Annotated in this window: 19 protein-coding genes; 7 read left to right on the forward strand and 12 right to left on the reverse strand. The window is 70.6% G+C overall.

What is annotated here, in order from left to right:
• Positions 1–22: 22 nt before the first annotated feature.
• From rlmKL to J2Y70_RS11460, 5 genes are all read right to left on the reverse strand, one after another.
• Positions 23–2203: a bifunctional 23S rRNA (guanine(2069)-N(7))-methyltransferase RlmK/23S rRNA (guanine(2445)-N(2))-methyltransferase RlmL gene (rlmKL, locus tag J2Y70_RS11440; RefSeq protein WP_309917364.1), complete on the reverse strand. Its 2181-nt coding sequence runs from the start codon at positions 2201–2203 to the stop codon at positions 23–25.
• Between the two features lie 200 nt (positions 2204–2403).
• The gene (locus tag J2Y70_RS11445; protein WP_309917367.1) at positions 2404–4017 is read right to left on the reverse strand and encodes an ATP-binding cassette domain-containing protein; all 1614 of its coding nucleotides are present in this window, start codon (positions 4015–4017) and stop codon (positions 2404–2406) included.
• Between the two features lie 169 nt (positions 4018–4186).
• Positions 4187–4696, reverse strand: coding sequence for an N-acetyltransferase (locus J2Y70_RS11450; protein WP_309917370.1), 510 nt, complete (start codon positions 4694–4696; stop codon positions 4187–4189).
• A 43-nt stretch (positions 4697–4739) separates the two neighbouring features.
• A complete protein-coding gene (locus J2Y70_RS11455) occupies positions 4740–5267 on the reverse strand; it encodes a YqiA/YcfP family alpha/beta fold hydrolase (RefSeq protein WP_263394995.1) in 528 nt (175 codons plus the stop codon).
• Complete coding sequence (locus tag J2Y70_RS11460) at positions 5264–5755, reverse strand: MOSC domain-containing protein (RefSeq protein WP_309917376.1); 492 nt, start codon at positions 5753–5755, stop codon at positions 5264–5266. The genes J2Y70_RS11455 and J2Y70_RS11460 overlap by 4 nt, the downstream gene beginning before the upstream one ends.
• A gap of 41 nt (positions 5756–5796) precedes the next feature.
• Between J2Y70_RS11460 and J2Y70_RS11465 the strand changes: the two genes are divergently transcribed.
• Positions 5797–6390, forward strand: a complete 594-nt coding sequence (locus J2Y70_RS11465) for an N-acetylmuramoyl-L-alanine amidase (RefSeq protein ID WP_309917379.1) — start codon at positions 5797–5799, stop codon at positions 6388–6390.
• A 139-nt stretch (positions 6391–6529) separates the two neighbouring features.
• Here the strand turns inward: J2Y70_RS11465 and J2Y70_RS11470 are convergent, their stop codons facing one another.
• From J2Y70_RS11470 to J2Y70_RS11485, 4 genes are all read right to left on the reverse strand, one after another.
• On the reverse strand, positions 6530–7462 hold the full coding sequence (locus J2Y70_RS11470; protein WP_309917382.1) for a DUF1684 domain-containing protein: 933 nt from the start codon (positions 7460–7462) through the stop codon (positions 6530–6532).
• Positions 7463–7539: 77 nt separating this feature from the next.
• Positions 7540–8421 (reverse strand): sulfurtransferase, encoded by an 882-nt coding sequence (locus J2Y70_RS11475; protein WP_309917385.1) that lies wholly within the window; start codon positions 8419–8421, stop codon positions 7540–7542.
• On the reverse strand, positions 8418–9218 hold the full coding sequence (locus J2Y70_RS11480; RefSeq protein WP_309917387.1) for a DUF1289 domain-containing protein: 801 nt from the start codon (positions 9216–9218) through the stop codon (positions 8418–8420). The genes J2Y70_RS11475 and J2Y70_RS11480 overlap by 4 nt, the downstream gene beginning before the upstream one ends.
• A gap of 116 nt (positions 9219–9334) precedes the next feature.
• Positions 9335–10036 (reverse strand): FKBP-type peptidyl-prolyl cis-trans isomerase, encoded by a 702-nt coding sequence (locus tag J2Y70_RS11485; protein WP_263395001.1) that lies wholly within the window; start codon positions 10034–10036, stop codon positions 9335–9337.
• A 162-nt stretch (positions 10037–10198) separates the two neighbouring features.
• Here J2Y70_RS11485 and J2Y70_RS11490 point away from each other — a divergent pair, with 162 nt between their 5' ends.
• Genes J2Y70_RS11490 through nth form a run of 3 tightly spaced genes read left to right on the forward strand, consistent with a single transcriptional unit; the run spans position 10199 to position 12037 of the window.
• On the forward strand, positions 10199–10981 hold the full coding sequence (locus J2Y70_RS11490) for an enoyl-CoA hydratase-related protein (RefSeq protein ID WP_309917392.1): 783 nt from the start codon (positions 10199–10201) through the stop codon (positions 10979–10981).
• A 13-nt stretch (positions 10982–10994) separates the two neighbouring features.
• Positions 10995–11366: a hypothetical protein gene (locus J2Y70_RS11495; protein WP_309917395.1), complete on the forward strand. Its 372-nt coding sequence runs from the start codon at positions 10995–10997 to the stop codon at positions 11364–11366.
• Complete coding sequence (gene nth, locus J2Y70_RS11500) at positions 11363–12037, forward strand: endonuclease III (protein WP_309917398.1); 675 nt, start codon at positions 11363–11365, stop codon at positions 12035–12037. The genes J2Y70_RS11495 and nth overlap by 4 nt, the downstream gene beginning before the upstream one ends.
• Before the next feature lie 531 nt (positions 12038–12568).
• On the opposite strand, the gene J2Y70_RS11505 is transcribed toward nth, so the two are convergent.
• The 3 genes from J2Y70_RS11505 to J2Y70_RS11515 form a co-directional block, all read right to left on the reverse strand.
• Positions 12569–14131 (reverse strand): SulP family inorganic anion transporter, encoded by a 1563-nt coding sequence (locus tag J2Y70_RS11505; protein ID WP_309917401.1) that lies wholly within the window; start codon positions 14129–14131, stop codon positions 12569–12571.
• 20 nt (positions 14132–14151) lie between these two features.
• A complete protein-coding gene (locus J2Y70_RS11510; RefSeq protein ID WP_263395004.1) occupies positions 14152–14841 on the reverse strand; it encodes a carbonic anhydrase in 690 nt (229 codons plus the stop codon).
• A 170-nt stretch (positions 14842–15011) separates the two neighbouring features.
• On the reverse strand, positions 15012–15350 hold the full coding sequence (locus tag J2Y70_RS11515; protein WP_309917405.1) for a hypothetical protein: 339 nt from the start codon (positions 15348–15350) through the stop codon (positions 15012–15014).
• Positions 15351–15637: 287 nt separating this feature from the next.
• On the opposite strand from J2Y70_RS11515, the gene J2Y70_RS11520 reads away from it, so the two are divergent.
• The 3 genes from J2Y70_RS11520 to pstS (J2Y70_RS11530) all read left to right on the forward strand — a co-directional run bounded on the left by J2Y70_RS11520 (position 15638) and on the right by pstS (J2Y70_RS11530) (position 19556).
• The gene (locus J2Y70_RS11520) at positions 15638–16888 is read left to right on the forward strand and encodes an OprO/OprP family phosphate-selective porin (RefSeq protein ID WP_263395006.1); all 1251 of its coding nucleotides are present in this window, start codon (positions 15638–15640) and stop codon (positions 16886–16888) included.
• 162 nt (positions 16889–17050) lie between these two features.
• Positions 17051–18070, forward strand: a complete 1020-nt coding sequence (gene pstS, locus J2Y70_RS11525) for a phosphate ABC transporter substrate-binding protein PstS (RefSeq protein ID WP_309917408.1) — start codon at positions 17051–17053, stop codon at positions 18068–18070.
• 385 nt (positions 18071–18455) lie between these two features.
• Positions 18456–19556, forward strand: coding sequence for a phosphate ABC transporter substrate-binding protein PstS (gene pstS, locus J2Y70_RS11530; RefSeq protein WP_309917410.1), 1101 nt, complete (start codon positions 18456–18458; stop codon positions 19554–19556).
• Positions 19557–19564: the final 8 nt, after the last annotated feature.

A 19564-nucleotide genomic window follows, 5' to 3' on the forward strand; every position in this document is an offset into this window, starting at 1 on the left:
AGCAAGCGGCACCAACCAGTCCTCAGCGCCGCTGCAAGCGCCAGGCGCGGTGGATGCGCGGGTTGCGCTCGAAATCCGGCGCGATGGTCTGCGCGGTGATCTCCTTGCACAGCGCGAATTCGGCCAGCGCGTTCTCGTCCAGCTTGAAGCGGCGGAAGTTGTTGGAGAAGTACAGCACGCCGTCGGGCATCAGCCGCGCCACCGCCGCGCGCAGCAGGCGCACGTGCTCGCGCTGGATGTCGAAGTCCTCCGCGCGCGCGGAGTTGGAGAAGGTCGGCGGATCGCAGAAGATCACGTCGTAGCGGTTCTTCTCCGCCTCCAGCCAGGTCAGCGCGTCGGCCTGCACCAGCCGGTGCTGGGCGCCGCCCTTGCCGTTGAACGCCAGGTTGTCGGCGCACCACTGCAGGTAGGTGCCGGACAGGTCCACGCTGGTGGTGGAATCGGCGCCGGCCACCGCCGCCTGCACGCTGGCCACGCCGGTGTAGCAGAACAGGTTGAGGAAGCGCTTGCCGCGCGCCTGCTGCGCCATCGCCCCGCGCAGCGGGCGGTGGTCCAGGAACAGGCCGGTGTCCAGGTAGTCGAACAGGTTCACCCGCAGCAGCGCGCCATGCTCGCGCACCACCAGGAACTCGCCGCGCTGCTCGAAGCGCCCGTACTTGCTGCCGCCCTTGCCGCGCTCGCGCGACTTCAGCGCCACCCGCTCGGCCTGGACCTCGAACACCTCGCGCGCGGCGGCCAGCAACTCGTTGCGGCGGCGGCGCACGTCGGCGTCGGGAATCTCTTCGGGCGCGGCGTATTCCTGCACGTGCAGATAGGTGCGCGCCTGGCCGCCGTCTTCCTGGTACACGTCGATCGCCGCCGCGTACTCGGGCAGGTCGGCATCGTAGGCGCGGAAGCAGCTGACCTGCTCGCGCGCGCGCCAGGTCTTGAACTTGCGCAGGTTCTTGCGCAGCCGGTTGGCGACCATCTGCGCGCCGTCGCTGAGCGCGCGCGGCGCCTCGGCCGGCTCGCGCTGCGCGACCGCGATCGGGTCGCAGACGATCAACGGGCATTCCAGCGCGCCGTTGAACATCTGGTATTTCTTGGCCGCGCGCAGGCCGGTGGCGTAAGCCAGGTCGGCATTGCCGCACAGCAGGCTGGCGCGCCACTGCGGCACCGCGCGCTTGAGCGCCTCGCCCAGGCGCCGGTACAGCGCGGTGTCGGCGGCTAGGCGCTCGTCGTACGGCGGGTTGCACACCACCGTGCCCAGCGCCTGCGCCGGCGTGCGCAGGTCGGCGACGTCGCGCACCTCGAACGCGATCGCCGCGGCGACGCCGGCCGCCTGCGCGTTCTCGCGCGCGGCGCGGATCGCGTGCGGGTCGATGTCGCCGCCATGGATCACCGGCCGCAACGCGGCGCGGCCGGCCGCTTCGCGCTGCCGCGCCTCGGCCAGCAACGCGCGCCAGGCGTCCTGGTCGAAGCCCAGCCAGCGGCTCGGCGCGACGCTGAACCCGAGCGGGCCGGCGTCGCCGCGGCGGGCGGCGGCCAGATCGCCGCGCAACAGCCCCGGGGCCACGTCGGCGGCCATCAGCGCGCCTTCGATCAGCAGCGTGCCGCTGCCGCACATCGGATCCAGCAGGCCGCCGCCCTGCGCGTACAGCTGCGGCCATTGCCCGCGCAACAGCACCGCCGCGGCCAGGTTCTCCTTCAGCGGCGCTTCGTTCTGCGCCTGGCGCCAGCCGCGCCGGTGCAGCGAACCGCCGCCCAGGTCCACCGACAGCGTGGCGCGGCCCTTGCGCAGCGACAGGTTCAGCCGCAGGTCCGGATCCTCCACGTCCACCGACGGCCGTTCCAGGCCCTCGCCGCGCAGCGTGTCCACCACCGCATCCTTGACCCGCTGCGCGGCGTAGCGCGCATGCGTGATCGCGGTCCCGGACACGTGCGCGTCCACCGCCAGGGTGTGCTGCGAGGTCAGATGCTCGCGCCACGGCAGCGCGGCGACGCCGGCGTACAGCGCGGTCTCGTCGGGGCAATCGAACTCGTCCAGCGGCCACAGCACGCGGCTGGCCAGGCGCGACCACAGCACGGCGCGCTGCGCATCGCGCAACTCACCCTCGCTATTGACCCCGGACACGGTGGCGGTGGCCTTGGCCACACCGAGCGCGAGCAGCTCGTCGACGAGCAGGTATTCCAGGCCCTTGGCGCAGGAGACGAAGAATTTCACGGGAATGCGGACCACACGAAGAAGGAGGAATGCACGGGCGGACACCGGCCCGCCCCGCGCGTATCGCGGCAGCGCGGCCTGCGACGGGCGGGCGGCGGCAACGGACGGGAAGACGCGAATGGTCGGCCATCGCGCCCGCCATTACCAGCCCGGGGCCGCGCCATGCCCCTGGCGTGGGCCGCATGGCGCGCGGCCCACGCTCACCACGGCGCCAGCCGCCAGCGGTCGGGGTCGGCCTGCAGGCGCGTGTCCAGGCGCAGGCCGTCGAGGAACCCGGCATCGTGCGAGACCACCAGCAAGGCGCCCGGATACTGCAGCAGCACCTGCCGCAGCGCCTCGCGCGCGTCCAGGTCCAGGTGGTTGTCCGGCTCGTCCAGCAGCAGCAACTGCGCCGGCGGATCGCGGTAGAACGCGCAGGCCAGCGCCGCCTTCAGCCGCTCGCCGCCGCTGAGCCGGCCGCTGGGCACGCCGATGCGCTGCGCGTCCAGGCCGAGCAGGGCCAGCCGCGTGCGCAGCTCGGCGACATCGGCGACGGCATTGGCCGCCTGCACCTGTGCCAGCACCGGCCGTGCCGGGTCGAGCAGCTGCAGCGACTGGTCCAGGTAGGCGCTGGGCACCTGCACATCGCAGCGCCCGGCCCGCGGCGCGAGCTGGCCGTCGAGCACCCGCAGCAGGGTCGATTTGCCGCTGCCGTTGGGCCCGACCACGCCGATCCGCTGCCGGCCGCCGATGCGCAGGTCCAGCGCGGCGCGCGTGGCCGGGGCGTAGGGCAGCCGCAGGCCGTGCAGGTCGGCGACCCGGCGCGTGGCCACCGCGGCCGGCGCTGGCGCGAACAACGCGATCGGCGCGGCGGCCTCGACCTCGCTCGCGGCCGCGCGCACCTGTGCGCACAGCCGCGCGTGCGCAGCGGCCAGCTGCTGCCGCTGTTTGCCGGCGCTGTGCTCGCTGCGCTGCTTCTGCCCACCGAGCAGGATCGACGCCTGGTTGGCGTCCTGCGCCTGGCGGCGGCCGTGCGCGCTGCGCCGCTGCTGGCGCGCCTGCTGCTCGCGCAACGCATCCCCGTGGCGGCGCCGCTCGTGCCTGCAGCGTTCCAGGTCGGCCAGCGCGTGCTGTTGCTCCTGCGCCTTGCACTGCGCGTAGAACGCGTAGTCGCCGCCGTAGTCGCGCAGGCCCAGCGACGACAGCTCCACGGTGCGCTGCATGTCCTGCAACAGCGCGCGATCGTGACTGACCACCAGCAGCCCGTTCGGCCAGCGTCGCAGTTGCTGCTGCAGCTGCTGGCGCTGCGGACAGTCGAGATGGTTGCTCGGTTCGTCCAGGATCAGCACATCGGCGTCGGACAGCCAGGCGCCGAGCAGCGCCACGCGCATCGCCTCGCCGCCGCTGAGCATGGCCGCCGGCCGCTCCGGCGCCAGTTGGCCGAGCCCGTGCAGCGCCAGTTCGGCGCGCAGGCGCTGGGCGATGTCCCAGCGCTCGCCGAGCGTGTCGAAGTCGGCCGGATCGGCGCTGCCGGCCTCGATCCGCGCCAGTGCGTCCAGCGCCGGACGCACCCCGGCCAGCGAGGCCACCGTGTCGCCGGCGGCGCGCACGATCTGCTGCGGCAGGTAATGGACGCGGCCATGCCGGCGGCAGCGCCCGGCGCTCGGCGCCAGTTGGCCGGCGAGCAGGCGCGCGAGCACGCTCTTGCCGACGCCGTTGCGGCCGACCAGGCCGGTGCGCCGCGCATCGAGCACGAAATCGAGATCGGAAAACAGGGTCCTGCCGTCGGGCAGGACATACGACGCGCTTTGCAGCGCGAGCAGGGGATGCGTCATGGGACCTCCAGGGATGCCGGTCGCGCCCGCCGGGTTCGGCAGGAACGGACAAGGCCGTCGAAGACGGCGGCATCACTGGCGCATCGGAGGAATCCTCGGCTAGCTCACTACTCTGAGCCAGGATGGTAACCCGCGTGCGCGCGGCCTGGCCGCGAAGCGGCGGCGGCGCTCAGCCGCCGGCCAGGAACGCGGCGTGGTACTCGGCCTCGGCCACCGGCGGCAGGCGGTCGCCGAAACCGATCGCCTGGAAATACTCGGCCAGCACGCCGGGCAGCACCAGCCCCGGTTCCGGCGCGAAGCCGAAACGGGCGAAGAACGCCGGCTCGCCGAGCGCCACGCAGCCGGCCGCGCCCAGCGCCTGCAACTGCGCCAGCGCCTCGCGCACCAGCCGCGTGCCCAGTCCCTGGCGTTGATGGCCCGGCCCCACCGACAGCGGCCCCAGCGCATACCAGCCGCGGCTGCCGTCGGACAGCTGCAGCGGCGACACCGCCACGTGGCCGACCACGTAGCCGTCGTGGTCGGCCACCAGCGACAGGGTCAGCGCGCCGTCCGCGCGCAGCCGTTCGATGACCTGCTGCTCGTCGTGGCGGCTGTGCGCGACGCGGAAGAACGCGACCAGGGTCAGCGCCTCGATCGCGGCGTGGTCGGCGGCCGTTTCGGCGCGGATGTTCAGTTCCATCGGCGACTCCGGTTGGCGTAGCGCGCGACGCAGGCAGCGCTGCTCACAGCGTTTCCAGCAGTTCGGCGAAGGCCCGTGCCGAGGTCTCGACGTGGGCGCCCAGCCGGTGCGTGTCGTCGACCAGCAGCAGCCGCGCCGCGCGCGCCTGCGCCCAGGCGATCACCTCGGCGGCGGGAATCAGTTCGTCGTGCCAGGCGTGCACGATCGAGATCGGCACCGGCGCCGCGTCCAGCGCCGGCATCCAGCCCAACCGCGTCGGCGGCACCATCAGGAACAGGCCGCGCACCGACACCTGCAGCGACACCTGCGCGGCGATGTACGCGCCCAGGCTGGACCCGGCCAGCACCAACGGCCCGCGCTGCGCGGCGGCCTGCGCCAGCGCCAGCAGGCGCTGCAGCCGCGCCGGCACGTCGCCGAGCTGGCTGACCTCGCGGCGCGCGTCCAGGTCGGTGAAATCCGGGCGCTCATGGCTCCAGCCCAGGCGCTGCGCGACCTCGGCCAGCGCCGCGACCTTGATCGCGTCCGGGCCGCTCTCGAAGCCGTGCACCAGGATGCAGTGGCCGCGGCTCACAGCGCCACCACCGCATCGCCGAGCCGCAGCGTGCCGCCGTGCACGATCCGCGCGCACAGCCCGCCATGGCCGCGCATCGCGTTGTAGCCGCCCGCGCCCAGCGCGTCTTCCATGCGTGAGCACGGGTCGCACGGCGCGATGCCCTCCAGCTCAACCTCGCCGATGCGGAAGCGGCGCCCCTTCAGCGCGATCAACGGGATGCCGGAGACGACCAGGTTGCGGCGCAGGGTCGCCGGCGCCAGCTGCGCATGGCCGGCAAGCGCGGCGATCGCCGGCAGGTGTTCGGCCTGGATCAGGGTCACCCCGCGCTTGCCGTTGCTGCCCGCGTAGCGGTCGCCGAACAGGCCGCCGTCGGCATGCGCCAGCGCCTGCGCCACCTCGAGCATCGGCACGTCGCGCGCCGGACGCAGGCCTATCCAGTCCACGCGTCCGGCGCGCGGCAACGTGGCGAGCAGCGTCGCCAGCGGGCTATCGGGATTCAGAGTCATCATCGGGCTTCAGAGTGATCAGCGAATGCTAGCATCCGCGCATGTCGCAGACCCCGCCGTTGCCGATCCACGATGCCCCCCTGCCCTACGTCGAACGGCTGCAGGCGCGCTCCCTGGATGCGATCGAACTGGCGGTGATCCATTGCACCGAACTACCCGACCTGGCCAGCGCACGCGCCTACGGCGAACGCGTGCTGTATCCGTCGGGCACCGGCAACAGCGGCCACTTCTACATCGACCGCGACGGCAGCGTGCACCGCTACGTGCCGCTGCAGCGGGTGGCGCACCACGTGCGCGGCTACAACCCGCAGTCGCTGGGCATCGAACTGGTCAACCGCGGGCGCTATCCGCACTGGCTGGATTCGCGCCACCAGGCGCTGGACGAAGCGTATCCGCCGGCGCAGATTCAGGCGCTGATCGCCCTGCTGCGCCAGCTGCAAGCGCAGTTGCCGCAGCTGCGCCACATCGCCGGCCACGACGCGCTGGACCGCAGCCGCGAACCGGCCAGCGACGATCCGGCGCTGCAGGTGCAGCGCAAGCTCGATCCCGGTCCGCGCTTTCCGTGGGCGCAGGTGCTGCAGGCGGTGGCGCTGACGCCGTATGTGCCTTCGGCGGATGCGGTTTCCGACCACTGACGCCGTTGGCGCAGGCCCCTGTAGGAGCGGCTTCAGCCGCGACAGGCAGCCTGACGGTGCGTGTCGCGGCTGAAGCCGCTCCTACAAAAAGACACCCGCGGCGCCGTGCCACTGCGCACGACGCCACAGCGGGGCATGCTCAGCGCGGACCGAGGTAATTCTTCTCGCCCGCGGTCACCGCCAGCTCCAGGCGGTTGGCGACCGGGGCGAGCGGGCATACCACGTGCGCGGTGAACGCGCAGGGCGGGTTCTGCGCCAGGTTGAAGTCCAGCACGACGCACTCGCCCTGCGGCGGCTCGACGAACAGGTAGCGCGCGCCGCCATAGCTCTCGCGGCCGCTGGTGCGGTCGGAGAACGGGAAGAACACCCGCTTGCCGGCATCCTCGCGCAGCGCCTGCAGCCGGTAGCGGCGGCCGCCGAGGGTGAATTCGGCGACGCCCGCCAGCGCCAGCGGCTGCGGCGTGCCGATCGAGGTGAGCAGGACGATCGCGCGCGGCGTCGCGGCCGGGTGCCAGTCGGCCACCACGCGCCAGCGCGGATCGGTCGGGAAATAGTCGATGCCGCGGAAGCCGTTGCGCGCGGCCGCATGCGGATCGCGGAAGCGCCAGCCGAACAGGGTGCCGGTACGCACCACGTAGAACTCCTGCTCGCCCAGCGCCAGCCGCGTCTCGGTGCCGTGCGCCGCGTCGGTGCCGAGGCGACCGGCGCCGAACGGCTGCCCGTGCGCCGTCACCGCCACGTCCGCCGCGGCCTCGAAGAACACGCCGGCCTCGTCGTCGATCCGCAAGCGGCCCAGGTACGCCGGCCCGGCCGGCAACTGCACATCGTTGCCCGCGGCGCTGCCGACCCGGTGCTCGCCGCTGCGCAACCGGCCGGAGCCGGTGTAGCTGAGCCAGCCGGCCGGCGCGCGCAACCGCGCCACGCGCTCGGCGCGGTGCTGCTCCACCGCCATCCGGTAGTGCGCGCCGGATTGCGATGCCGGCGACGCGTCGGCGCCCGCCGCGGGCGGCCGCTCGCCGCAGGCGGCCAGGCTCAGCGCCACCGCCAGCATCCACACTCCACGCCACCGCATCGCCTCAGCCTCTGTGCTTGCCACCGTGTGTTTCCTCACACCGATCCGGCGCGCGCGCTGCGCGCCGCGTGCAGCGCTCAGCCGCTGGCGCGCGGCCGCGCCGGATCGGCGATCCAGCCGCTCCACGATCCGGCATAGACGCGCGCGCCATGCAGGCCGGCATGTTCCAGCGCCAGCAACAGATGGCAGGCGGTCACGCCCGACCCGCACATCAGCACCACCTCGCGCGGATCGCGCCCGTGCAGCAGCGGCTCCAGTTCGGCGCGCAACTCCTGCGGCGCACGCAAGCGTCCGTCGCGCAGGTTCTGGCCCAGCGGGCGGTTGATCGCGCCGGGCACGTGCCCGGCGAGCGGATCGATCGGCTCGACCTCGCCGCGAAAGCGCTCGGCAGCACGCGCGTCCAGCAACCAGCCCGGCGCCTCGTGCAGGCGCGCGGCGATTTCCTCGGCATCGGCGATGCGGCTGGTATCGAAGCGTTGCGGATACGGCGGCTGCGGCGAAGGCGCGGCAACGGCATCGGTTTCCGGCAAGCCGAGCCGGCGCCATTCGGCCAGGCCGCCATCGAGCACGGCGACGCGGCGATGCCCGAGCAGGCCCAGCATCCACCACAGCCGCGCCGCGGCCATGCTGCCGTCGCCGGCGTCGTAGACCACCACCTGGGTGTGCGGCGCGATGCCCCAGCGGCCGAGCGTGCGCGCGAACGCGTCGGCCTCGGGCAACGGATGCCGGCCCAGGCCTGGGCGGCCGAGGTCGGACAGGTCCGTGTTGAGATCGGCATACACCGCGCCGGGCAGATGCGACTGCGTGTAGGCCTGGCGCGCCAGCTGCGCGGCCTGCGGATCGGCAAGCGCGGCCGCGGCGAAACGCGCATCCACCAGGCGCAGGTCGGGATGGTCGAGCGCGGCCGCCAGCGCCGGCGCGTCGACCAGTTGCTGCCAATCGGGTAACGGATCGCTCATGCGGTTTGCTCCAGTCGTCGACGCAGGTTGAGCAGGATCGCCGCGGTCGCGCCCCAGATCCGCTGCCCCGGCCAGCCGTATTCCAGCACCGCGCGCGGCCGCCCGCGGTAGTCGGTCTCGATGCTGCGCAGGTTGTCCGGCGCCATCAGATAGGCCAGCGGCACTTCGAACACCTCCGCCACCTCGCCCGGATGCGGCTGCGGCACGAAGGCCGGATCGATCGCCGCCACCACCGAGCTCACCCGGAAACCGCTGATGGTCACGAACGGGTCCAGATAGCCCAGCGGTTCCACCTGCGCCGCGGACAGCGCGATCTCTTCCTCGCTCTCGCGGATCGCCGCGGCCACCGCATCGGCGTCGTCGGCTTCGATGCGGCCGCCGGGAAAACTGACCTGGCCGCCGTGGTGGCGCAGGCCGTCGGTGCGCCGGGTCAGCAATACGTGGGCGCCATCGGCGCGCGGCAGCAGCCCGACCAGCACCGCGGCCTCGGCCAACACGCCGTCGGGCAGCAGATCGTGCAGTTCGTGGTGATTCCAGCCCGGGCCTGCGGGCGGCCGCTGCAGCGGATGCAATGCGCGCAGCAGCCGCGTGCGTTCGGCCAGGCGCTGGCCCGGCGTCGGCGACCAGCCGCGTGCCGGCAGCACGTCCTGCATGTAGTGCTGGCGCTCGGCGTCGCTCATGCCACGCCAGCGCGCGATCTCGTCGCCGCTGCGCAGGCAGCCGGCGCAATAGCCCTGCGCATCGAGCGTGCACAGACCGACACAGGGCGTGAGCAATACATGGGGGACGGGATCCATCGGATTCGACACCTGATCAGCCTAGCGCGATTCGCCGGCGGCGGCACTTTGCGCGCCACAAAAAAAAATGCGCCGGCGTTGCCGCCGGCGCACTGGTCATGCACTGGGCAGCGCGCTTACTTGACGCTGATCAGCTTGATCTCGAACTGCACCGCCACGTTCGGCGGGAACGGCGTGCGCGGGTCGGCGCCATAAGCCTTGTCCGGCGGCAGGGTCACTTCCCACTTGGAACCGGCCGGCATCTGCAGCAGCGTGTCGCGCATGGCCTGCATCTCGACTTCGCTGACCTTGATCGACGGAATCTGCTGCGCCGGACGCGCCTGCGCCGGGCGCTGGCCGAACGGATACGGACCGGCCACTTCCAGCTGCACGGTGCTGGCCTGGGTCGGCTTGGCGCCCTTGCCGGCTTCGATCACGCGGTACTGCACGCCGCTGGGCAGCGTCTGCACGCCGGCCTTGGCCTTGTTCTGCGCGATGAACTGGTCGCTCTTGGTCTTGTTCTCGGCAGCGGCCTTCTCGTAGTCGGCCTTGGCCTGCTGGGCACGGCCCTGCTCGCGCTTCTGGAACGCTTCGACGGCCGGCTTCAGCTGGTCGGCGGCGACCGCCGGCTGCTTCTTGGCGTAGGCATCCTGCAAGCCCTTCACCACCGCATTGATATCGAGCTGCTCGCCGCGGCCGGACAGTTCGGCAAGGTTGTTGCCGTAGTCGTAACCGAAGTAATAGCTCAGCTTGCCCTTCTCGGACGAGGTGTCCTGGGCGAACGCATTGCCGCTCAGGGCTAGGGCCGCCACGGCGACCGCAATAGAACGCAACTTCATCAAACAATTCTCCAGGGTGGTGGCACAGGACGGCCTGTGCCGCCTGAGATGACGCGTTAGGATAGCCGCCGCGGCGCATAACCGCTACCGACGGGACGCAGGTGTGACAGGCCGGCGCGCCCAGAGTTCCCTTCACTTTTTTTTTACATCTCAGGAATGGCCATGTCCGGCGCGCCGGTCGTCACCGATACCCAGGATGCGATCCGCATCGTCACCGTGAACCGCGTCGACAAGCTCAACGCGTTGAATCGCCAAACATTGCAGGGCCTGGATGCGGCCTTCGCCGAAGCCGAGGCCGACCCCGCGATCCGCGTGGTGGTGCTGACCGGCGCCGGCGAGAAGGCCTTCGTGGCCGGCGCCGACATCGCCGAGATGAACGAACTTACACCGGTTCAGGGCCGCGACTTCTCGCACCTCGGCCAGCGCCTGATGCGCCGGATCGAGCGCATGCCCAAGCCGGTGCTGGCGATGGTCAACGGCTTCGCGCTCGGCGGCGGACTGGAACTGGCCATGGCCTGCCACCTGCGCGTGGCCGCCGACAACGCCCGCTTCGGCCAGCCGGAGATCAATCTGGGGCTGATCCCCGGCTTCGGCGGCACCCAGCGCCTGCCGCGGCTGGTCGGCCGCGCCGCGGCGCTGGAGCTGTGCCTGCTCGGCGCGCCGATCGACGCGGCGCGCGCGCTGCAGCTGGGCTTGGTCAACCGCGTGGTGGCGGCCGCCGACCTGCGCGAGGCGACGCTGCAGCTGGCGCGGCAACTGGCCGGCGCCGCGCCGCTGGCGTTGCGCGGCATCCTCGACGCGATCCAGGTGGGCGGCGAGTCGGCGATCGAGCAAGGCCTCGAATACGAGACCGCGCAGTTCGGCCTGCTGTTTTCCAGCGAGGACATGCGCGAAGGCACCCGCGCGTTCCTGGAACGGCGCCCGCCGCTGTTCCGCAACCGCTGAGCCGCGCACACCGATGCCTGGCTCGCCCTCCCCTGCGGCGCCGCTGCAATTGCTGCGCTGGGTGCTCGACGACGATCTCGACGCGGCGATCGACGGTGGCCTGATGGACTACGCCGGCGACGCCGACGACGACCGGCTCGACCCGGCCCATCCGCAGCTGCGCGCGCAGTTGCTGGCGGCGCAGCGGCGCCTGCGCGAGGCCTGGGCCGCGCGCGAGCGCTATCGCGCCCGCGAAGCGCGCCTGGCGCGCCGCGCCGCCGCGCGCGAGGCCCGCCGTGCGGCGCCGCCCGCGGCAGTGGCCGCAACCGCCCCATCGTTGCCGCCGGCGGCCGCGGCGATCCTGGCGCGGGCCAAGGCCAAGGCCGCCGCACGGGGAACGCCATGACCGCACTCGCCGCCGCGCCGCGGCGCGGACGGACCTTGAGCAAGGCCGAGATCCACGAACTGTTCTCGCGCTTGTCCGAACTCAATCCCACGCCGACCACCGAACTGGACTACAGCACCCCGTTCGAACTACTGATCGCGGTGATCCTGTCGGCGCAGGCCACCGACGTCGGGGTCAACAAGGCCACGCGCCGCCTGTACCCGGTGGCGAACACGCCGGCGGCGATCCTGGCACTGGGCGAGGACGGGCTGAAGCGCTACATCTCCACCATCGGCCTGTTCAACGCGAAAGCCAAGAACGTCATCGCCACCTGCCGCATCCTGGTCGAGCAGTACGCCGGCGAAGTACCGCGCGACCGCGCCGCGCTGGAAGCCTTGCCCGGGGTCGGCCGCAAGACCGCCAACGTGGTGCTCAACACCGCCTTCGGCGAGCCGACCATCGCCGTGGACACGCACATCTTCCGCGTCGCCAACCGCACCGGCCTGGCCCCCGGCAAGGACGTGCGCGCGGTCGAGGACGGCCTGCTCAAGCGGGTGCCGGCGCAGTTCATGCACGACGCGCACCACTGGCTGATCCTGCACGGCCGCTACGTGTGCAAGGCACGCAAACCGGACTGCCCGCGCTGCGTGATCCGCGACCTTTGCCGGTTCAAGGACAAGACGCCGGAGTGAGGCTCTTGGAACGACGGCCGTCGGATCGTCGATCAGGTGCACTGTAGGAGCGGCTTCAGCCGCGACAGCTTCCGAAGCCGGAGCTCTCGCAGCTTCACTCGTCGCGACTGAAGTCGCTCCCACAAAGGGCGTCCCTGACGAAGCGGAGTTGCAGGGCCTTCTGTGGGAGGGACTTCAGCCCGACTGCATGCCACTACGGAAACCACACCGCTTCGCTCGTCGCGGCTGAAGCCGCTCCTACAACGGCCTTCGGATAGCCGGCTGGGTGCACTGTAGGAGCGGCTTCAACCGCGACACCTTCCGAAGCCGGAGCTCTCTCAGCTTCACTCGTCGGGACTGAAGTCCCTCCCACAAAGGGCGTCCCTGACGAAGCGGAGTTGCGGGGCCTTCTGTGGGAGGGACTTCAGTCCCGACTGCATGCCACTACGGAAACCACACCGCTTCGTTCGTCGCGGCTGAAGCCGCTCCTACAGGAAGCGTTTGGCTGCCTCGACACGGCCAACTAGCGTTTGGTTGCCTCGGCACGGCCAACTACGCCGCGCGCTGCCCTTCCACGCGCCGGTCCAGTTCCTTCCAGTCCACCACCAGCGCGCAGCCGCGGGCGGCGGCGTTGCGGCTCCAGTCGCGCAGCAGTTCCAGGCAGGCGTGGTCGACGTGGTGCAGCCGCGCCACATCCAGATGCAACTCGGTGTTGGGCGGCAGCCGTTCCAGGGTCCGCGCCATGGTCGGCACGCGCAGGAAGGTGGCCGAGCCCTCCAGCGACAGGCGCAGCTTGCCGGCGCCCGCCGCGGCGCCGCCGTCGGCGTTCTCGTGCGCATGCACGCCGACCTTCAGCCGCGACTGCTGCAGCGCCAGCCGCAGCAGCGACAAGGCGAAGCCGATCAGCACGCCGGTGAGCAGGTCGGTGGCGACGATGGCGAAGGTGGTCGCCAGGTAGATCGCGGCGGTGCCGCGGCCATAGGCGGCCAGCTCGCGCACCTGCCCCAGCTTGACCATCTTCAGCCCGGTGTACACCAGGATCCCGGCCAGGCACGCCACCGGGGTCATCCGCAGCAGCCACGGCAGCAGCAGCGCGAACACCAGCAGCCAGCCGCCATGCAGCATGGTCGACGCGCGGGTGGCGGCGCCGGCCTGCACGTTGGCCGCGCTGCGCACGATCACCCCGGTCATCGGCAACGCGCCGAGGAAGCCGCACAGCATGTTGCCCACGCCCTGCGCGGCGAGTTCGCGGTCGTAATGGGTGCGCGGGCCGTCGTGCATACGGTCCACCGCCGCCGCCGACAACAAGGTCTCGGCGCTGGCGATGAAGGCGAAGGTGAAGGCCGACAGCAGCAGCGTCGCGTCGAACACGCCGAGCATCTGCGCCAGCGTCGGCGTGTGGATCGCCGAGAGCAGGTTGGCCGGCACGTCGACCTTGCGCACGTCCACGCCCTGCAGTTGCACCCACGCGGTCACCGCCACCACCGCCAGCAACGCGCCGGGCACGAAACGCAGCCGCTGCGGACGCAGCCGCTCCCAGGCCAGCATGATCGCGGTGGTGCCGAGCCCGACCAGCAAGGCGGCGCGACCCACGCCGGCGTCCAGCGCGCGCCACAGCGTCGCCGGCAATGCGGCGAAGTTCTCCAGGCCGCGCGCCTTCGGCGCCGCATCCATCAGCACGTGCGCCTGCGAGGCGACGATCAGGATGCCGATGCCCGACAGCATCCCGGCGACCACCGCCGGCGAGGTCATGCGGAACCACACGCCGGCGCGGCACACCCCGGCCACCAGTTGGATCGCGCCGGCCAGCAGGATCACCGGCCCCAACGCCGCCACGCCGTGCTCGCGCACCAGCTCGAACACCAGCACCGCCAGCCCGGCCGCCGGGCCGCTGACCTGCAGCGGCGAACCGGCGATCAAGCCGACCACCAGGCCACCGACAATGCCGGTGATCAGTCCGGCCGCCGGCGGCATGCCCGAGGCGATCGCGATGCCCATGCACAGCGGCAGCGCGACCAGGAACACCACCACCGAAGCCAGCAGGTCGCGGCCGAACGCGCGGTTGCGCAAATAGCCGGCGAACGCGGAAGCGCCGGCGTCGGATCGGTCTGTCATGGTTCGCATGTTCGGCTCCTTCAGACCGCGACGTCGCGCAGCACCGGCGCCAGGCGCGGGCGCGGGGTGGCTTCGGGAGGACGCTTGCCCTCTTCCGGCAGCAGCGGCACGAAGCGGCCCTGCTCGGCGTCGAAGGCGCGGATCTCGCCATGGGCGATGTCGTAGATCCAGCCATGGATGCGCAGCGCGCCGCGCGCCAGCCGCGCCGCCACCACCGGCTGCGTGCGCAGGTGGTCCAGTTGCGACACCACGTTCTCCTCGGTCAGGCAGTGCAGCGCGTCTTCGGCGTGCCCGGCGTGATCGTGCTGCGCGGCGACCTGGCGCGCGCTGTCGGTGTGCTTGAGCCAGGCGGCCACGTTCGGCACGTCGCGCAGCGCGTCGGGATTGAGCACCGCCTTCATCGCGCCGCAGTCGGTATGGCCGCAGACCACGATGTGCTTCACCTGCAGCACCGCCACCGCATATTCGATCGCCGCGACCACGCCGCTGACATGCTGCGAGTACGGCGGCACCACGTTGCCGATGTTGCGGTAGACGAACAGTTCGCCGGGTTGCGCGGCGAACATCAGCTCCGGCATCACCCGCGAATCGGCGCAGGTGATGAACAGCGTATGCGGGGTCTGGCCGCCGGCCAGTTGCCGGAACAGGCCGCGCTGGCGCGGATAGACCTCTTTGCGGAAGTGGCGGAAACCATCGAGCAGGCTTTGCATGGGGGAACCTCGGAACAAGGGGAAGGTGTCGCCGCGGCGGTGCCGCAGAACGGGGAAAGAAGAGCGAAGGCCATGCCATCGCGCACTGCGCGAGCACGGCAGGCGGGGCGTGCGGGCGGCGGCTCGGCGATCGCAGCGGCCGGCGGCCGGGCGCGATCGGATCCGCCGTCTCAGGCGCTGGGAGGGCGCAGCCGCGGCCGCGGATGGGTGCCGGCGCCGTGCCATGCCGCCGGCTCGGGCCACAGGGGCGCCCCACGTGTCGGCCGCCACGCCGCGGCCGGCAGTACCGGCGTGTCGTCGTAAGCCAGCTGGTCGAGCGGGTCGCCAGTGCTGCGCGATGCGTCGTGCGCGTCCGTCGCTGGCAGTTCCAGCGCTGCCGTCAGGCCGATGTCGGCCGGCGGCGGCGGCAGGGCCGGCGGCGCAGAACGCAACGCCGGCATCAGCGCCAGCAACGCGATCAACAGCAGTGCGGCGAGCATCGGCATCCGCTTGCAGGCATGCGAGTTCATGCCTCCACGCTAACCAGCGTGACCAGTACCGACAAGTGGTGCAGCGCACAAAAAAGCCGATCGATGGCGCGGTGGCGAGACGATGCCGCAGTTTGTGATGCGCGTCGTGCGCGGCAGCGGCGCGCGGGTTTCATCTGCGCGCCATCGGACCGCAACATGGCGCGCGTCCAATGATGCAGACGGCGCGGCAGCGGGCGCCAGCCTGCGCGGGCCATGTCCGCCAAGTGTCATATTTACGCAATCTTCACATATTAGCCTGCGCGCATCTTCCACCGCCCAGGCAACCCATGAAACTGTCTCGCACCCTCCTCTCGGCAGCCGTGCTCACTGCGATGTTCGCGCCCGCCGCTCACGCCGAGATCGCCATCGACGTGATCGGCGGCTCGGAAATCTCCTTCGAAGGCCTGGTCCAGGCCGACGGCAGCTGGTACGACAACGACGTCCAGGACCTCAACGGCACCACCGGCAACAACGGCAAGAACACCGATTTCGGCCTTCGCCGTGCCGAGTTGGTCGCCAAGGGCAAGGGCCCGGGCAATTTCGAGTGGGTCCTGGGCTACGACGCCAGCACCCTGCGCGAATCGTCCAACAACGGCACCACGGTGCGCAGCAGCGGCAAGTTCCTGGACACCAACATCAAGTACAAGTTCGGCGGCAACGCCAACAACTTCCTGCAGGTCGGCCAGTACAAGCAGCCGAACAGCCTGGAAGAACTGTCCAGCACCAAGAACAACGACTTCATCTCCAAGTCCTCGGTCACCAACACCTACGCGGTGGCACGCCGTCTCGGCGGCGCGGTCGGCTTCGGCGACAGCAACTGGAGCGTGGTCGGCAGCGTGTTCGGCCGCGAGCTGAGCCGCAACCTGGCGCACGGCAGCGGCTACGGCGCGCGCGGCACCTTCGCGCCGATCAACGAGTCGGGCAACATCCTGCACTTCGGCCTGAGCTACGTGAACTACGACACCGACGCCGACACGCTGCGCCTGCGCGCACGTCCGAACGCTGACCTGTCCGGTGTGCGTCTGGTCGACAGCGGCAACCTGACCAACACCGACCGCATCGGCGTGATCGGCGGCGAAGCAATGTGGGTCACCGGCCCGTTCAAGGCCCAGGGCGAGTACTACAACGCCAAGGTCGAGCGTTACGGCGCCAGCGACAACTACAGCACCGACGGCTGGTACCTCAGCGGCGTGTGGAACATCACCGGCGAGACCTGGGGCTACAAGGCCGGCGTGCCGACCACCCCGCTGCCGAACGAGCCGGCCAGCGGCATGTGGCAGCTGGGCGTGCGCTACGACAGCATCGACCTGAACGATGGCGACCTGGTCGCGCGTCCGGTCGGCGCACCGCTGGTCGACGGCGTGCTCGGCGGCAAGATGAACACCTGGACGGTCGGCGCCAACTGGTACTGGCATTCCAACTTCAAGTTCGCGCTGAACTACGTGATGGTGGACAGCAGCAAGTACAGCAGCACCGTCCGCGGCAACGTCAGCGACAAGCCGAACATCCTCGAAGCGCGCGCGCAGTTCTACTGGTAATCGCTCCAGCCGGTGCGGGGCGCGACCGTCGCGCTCCGCACCCGCACCCTGCGCCGCCGCGGCGTCATGTTTCCGTCATGTAACGGCCGTGTCGCTGTCATCGAACGGTTATGTAATGGCCGCGTGCGGTGCCCCGCATACCACCCTTCAGGAGCTTCCTCCGTGATCTTCTCGCTCAAATCCCGCGTCCTGGCCGCCGCCGTCGCCGCGTCGTTCGTGTTCGCCGCCAACGCCGCCGATGTCACCGGCGCCGGCGCCTCCTTCATCTATCCGGTCATGTCCAAGTGGTCGGCCGACTACAACACCGCCACCGGCAAGAAGGTCAACTACCAGTCGATCGGTTCCGGCGGCGGTATCGCCCAGATCAAGGCCGCCACGGTCGACTTCGGTTCCTCCGATGCGCCGCTCAAGCCGGACGACCTGGCCGCTTCGGGCCTGGCCCAGTTTCCGTCGGTGATCGGCGGCGTGGTGCCGGTGGTCAACGTGCAGGGCATCGCCCCGGGCGCGCTGAAGCTGGACGGCAAGACCCTGGCCGACATCTTCCTGGGCAAGGTCAAGACCTGGAACGACCCGGCGATCGTCGCCCTGAACCCGGGCGTGCAGCTGCCCGACGGCAAGATCACCGTGGTGCACCGCTCCGACGGTTCGGGCACCAGCTTCAACTTCACCAACTACCTGTCCAAGGTCAACCCGGACTGGAAGAGCAAGGTCGGCGAAGGCACCGCGGTGCAGTGGCCGGTCGGCATCGGCGGCAAGGGCAACGAAGGCGTCGCCGCCTACGTCAAGCAGATCAAGGGCGGCATCGGCTACGTTGAGCTGTCCTACGCGCTGCAGAACAAGATGTCCTACACCTCGATGAAGAACGCCGCCGGCAAGTTCGTGCAGCCCAGCGACGAGAGCTTCGCCGCCGCGGCCGCCAGCGCCGACTGGGCCAGCGCCAAGGACTTCTACCTGGTGATGACCAACGCCCCGGGCGAGACCTCGTGGCCGATCACCGCGACCAACTTCATCCTGGTCCACAAGCAGCCGAAGAACCCGGCCAGCGCCAAGGCCACCAAGGACTTCTTCAAGTGGGTCTACGCCAATGGCGACGCGCAGGCCAAGCAGCTGGACTACGTGCCGCTGCCGGACGCGCTGGTCAAGCAGATCGACGCCTACTGGAGCGCCAACCTGAAGTACTGATCGGCGCTCTCTCTCCCGCCGATCGCTACCAGGACGCGGGCCCCTCATGGGGTCCGCGTTTTTTGTTTCTTCTCTCCATCGGGGCGCATGCCCCCTTTCTAGGGGGAGTGCGCCCGCAAGGCGGATCAGGAGATGTGCAGGATGGTGCCGGCCCAGGCGCGGTGCCTGCGTGCAGGCGCACAAGCTGCAGGCGCAGCAAGCTGCGCGTGGCTTCGCCCCTACCCTCACCCCGGCCCCTCTCCCGACCGGACAAGGGCGGCGAAGCGGTTGTTTTTCTTGATCAATCTCACGGATGGGCAGCTGCGTCATGAGGCTGTAACAAAAACATCATTTCATAGCGTGCATCCGCCGGCCCGTCCGGCCCTCTTCGCTACGGAGTGACCCCATGAAACTGCAGCCGGCACGCTTTGCCGTCCTGTCCCTGGCCCTCGCCTTCGCCGTCACTGCCTGCCAGCCGGGCAATGGCGACAAGCCGCAGGGTGCCGCCGATGCGGCAGGTGGCGCACCCGCAGCCGCTCCGGCCGACGGCGCCAAGACCGCCGCGGAGATCTCCGGCGCCGGCGCGTCCTTCATCTATCCGCTGGTGTCCAAGTGGTCGGCCGACTACCACACCGCCACCGGCAACAAGATCAACTACCAGTCGATCGGCTCAGGCGGCGGCATCGCCCAGATCAAGGCCGGCACGGTCGATTTCGGTTCCTCCGACAAGCCGCTGGACAGCGCCGAACTGGCCGCCGCCGGCCTCGGCCAGTTCCCCTCGGCGATTGGGGGCGTCGTGCCAGTGATCAACATGGACGGCATGGAAGCGGGCAAGCTGAAGCTGACCGGCGCCGTGCTGGCCGACATCTTCCTCGGCAAGGTCACCACCTGGAACGACCCGGCGATCGCCGCACTGAACCCCGGCACCACCCTGCCCACCACCAAGATCAACCTGGTGCACCGCTCCGACGGCTCGGGCACCAGCTTCAACTTCACCAACTACCTGTCCAAGGTCAGCCCGGACTGGAAGAGCAAGGTCGGCGAAGGCACCTCGGTGCAGTGGCCGGGCGGCGTCGGCGGCAAGGGCAACGAAGGCGTGGCCTCGTACGTGCAGCAGATCAAGGGCTCGATCGGCTACGTCGAACTGGCCTACGCGCTGCAGAACAAGATGCCGTACGCCTCGCTGCAGAACGCGGCCGGCAACTGGGTGCAGCCCAACGCCGAAAGCTTCGCCGCGGCGGCCGCGTCGGCCGACTGGGCCAACGCCAAGGATTTCAACCTGGTCATCACCAACGCCGCCGGCGCGCAGGCGTGGCCGATCACCGCCACCAACTTCATGCTGATGCACAAGCAGCCCAAGGATGCGGCGCGCAGCAAGGCGACCCTGGAGTTCTTCAAGTGGGCGTTCGAGAAGGGCCAGCCGCAGGCCAACGACCTGCACTACGTGCCGCTGCCGCCGGAGCTGGTGCAGCAGATCGAGGCGTACTGGGCCAAGGAGTTCAAGTAAGCGCAACC

This window comes from Xanthomonas sp. 1678 (assembly GCF_031455575.1).
In the GTDB taxonomy this organism is placed as follows: Bacteria; Pseudomonadota; Gammaproteobacteria; order Xanthomonadales; family Xanthomonadaceae; genus Xanthomonas_A.

Excerpts from the sequence above, each read along its gene's own strand:
- J2Y70_RS11445 (WP_309917367.1), bottom strand. The coding sequence starts at position 4,017 with ATGACGCATCCCCTGCTCGCGCTGCAAAGCGCGTCGTATGTCCTGCCC.
- J2Y70_RS11450 (WP_309917370.1), bottom strand. The coding sequence starts at position 4,696 with ATGGAACTGAACATCCGCGCCGAAACGGCCGCCGACCACGCCGCGATC.
- J2Y70_RS11460 (WP_309917376.1), bottom strand. The coding sequence starts at position 5,755 with ATGACTCTGAATCCCGATAGCCCGCTGGCGACGCTGCTCGCCACGTTG.
- J2Y70_RS11465 (WP_309917379.1), top strand. The coding sequence starts at position 5,797 with ATGTCGCAGACCCCGCCGTTGCCGATCCACGATGCCCCCCTGCCCTAC.
- J2Y70_RS11470 (WP_309917382.1), bottom strand. The coding sequence starts at position 7,462 with ATGCGGTGGCGTGGAGTGTGGATGCTGGCGGTGGCGCTGAGCCTGGCC.
- J2Y70_RS11475 (WP_309917385.1), bottom strand. The coding sequence starts at position 8,421 with ATGAGCGATCCGTTACCCGATTGGCAGCAACTGGTCGACGCGCCGGCG.
- J2Y70_RS11480 (WP_309917387.1), bottom strand. The coding sequence starts at position 9,218 with ATGGATCCCGTCCCCCATGTATTGCTCACGCCCTGTGTCGGTCTGTGC.
- J2Y70_RS11485 (WP_263395001.1), bottom strand. The coding sequence starts at position 10,036 with ATGAAGTTGCGTTCTATTGCGGTCGCCGTGGCGGCCCTAGCCCTGAGC.
- J2Y70_RS11490 (WP_309917392.1), top strand. The coding sequence starts at position 10,199 with ATGTCCGGCGCGCCGGTCGTCACCGATACCCAGGATGCGATCCGCATC.
- J2Y70_RS11495 (WP_309917395.1), top strand. The coding sequence starts at position 10,995 with ATGCCTGGCTCGCCCTCCCCTGCGGCGCCGCTGCAATTGCTGCGCTGG.
- nth (WP_309917398.1), top strand. The coding sequence starts at position 11,363 with ATGACCGCACTCGCCGCCGCGCCGCGGCGCGGACGGACCTTGAGCAAG.
- J2Y70_RS11505 (WP_309917401.1), bottom strand. The coding sequence starts at position 14,131 with ATGACAGACCGATCCGACGCCGGCGCTTCCGCGTTCGCCGGCTATTTG.
- J2Y70_RS11510 (WP_263395004.1), bottom strand. The coding sequence starts at position 14,841 with ATGCAAAGCCTGCTCGATGGTTTCCGCCACTTCCGCAAAGAGGTCTAT.
- J2Y70_RS11515 (WP_309917405.1), bottom strand. The coding sequence starts at position 15,350 with ATGAACTCGCATGCCTGCAAGCGGATGCCGATGCTCGCCGCACTGCTG.
- J2Y70_RS11520 (WP_263395006.1), top strand. The coding sequence starts at position 15,638 with ATGAAACTGTCTCGCACCCTCCTCTCGGCAGCCGTGCTCACTGCGATG.
- pstS (WP_309917410.1), top strand. The coding sequence starts at position 18,456 with ATGAAACTGCAGCCGGCACGCTTTGCCGTCCTGTCCCTGGCCCTCGCC.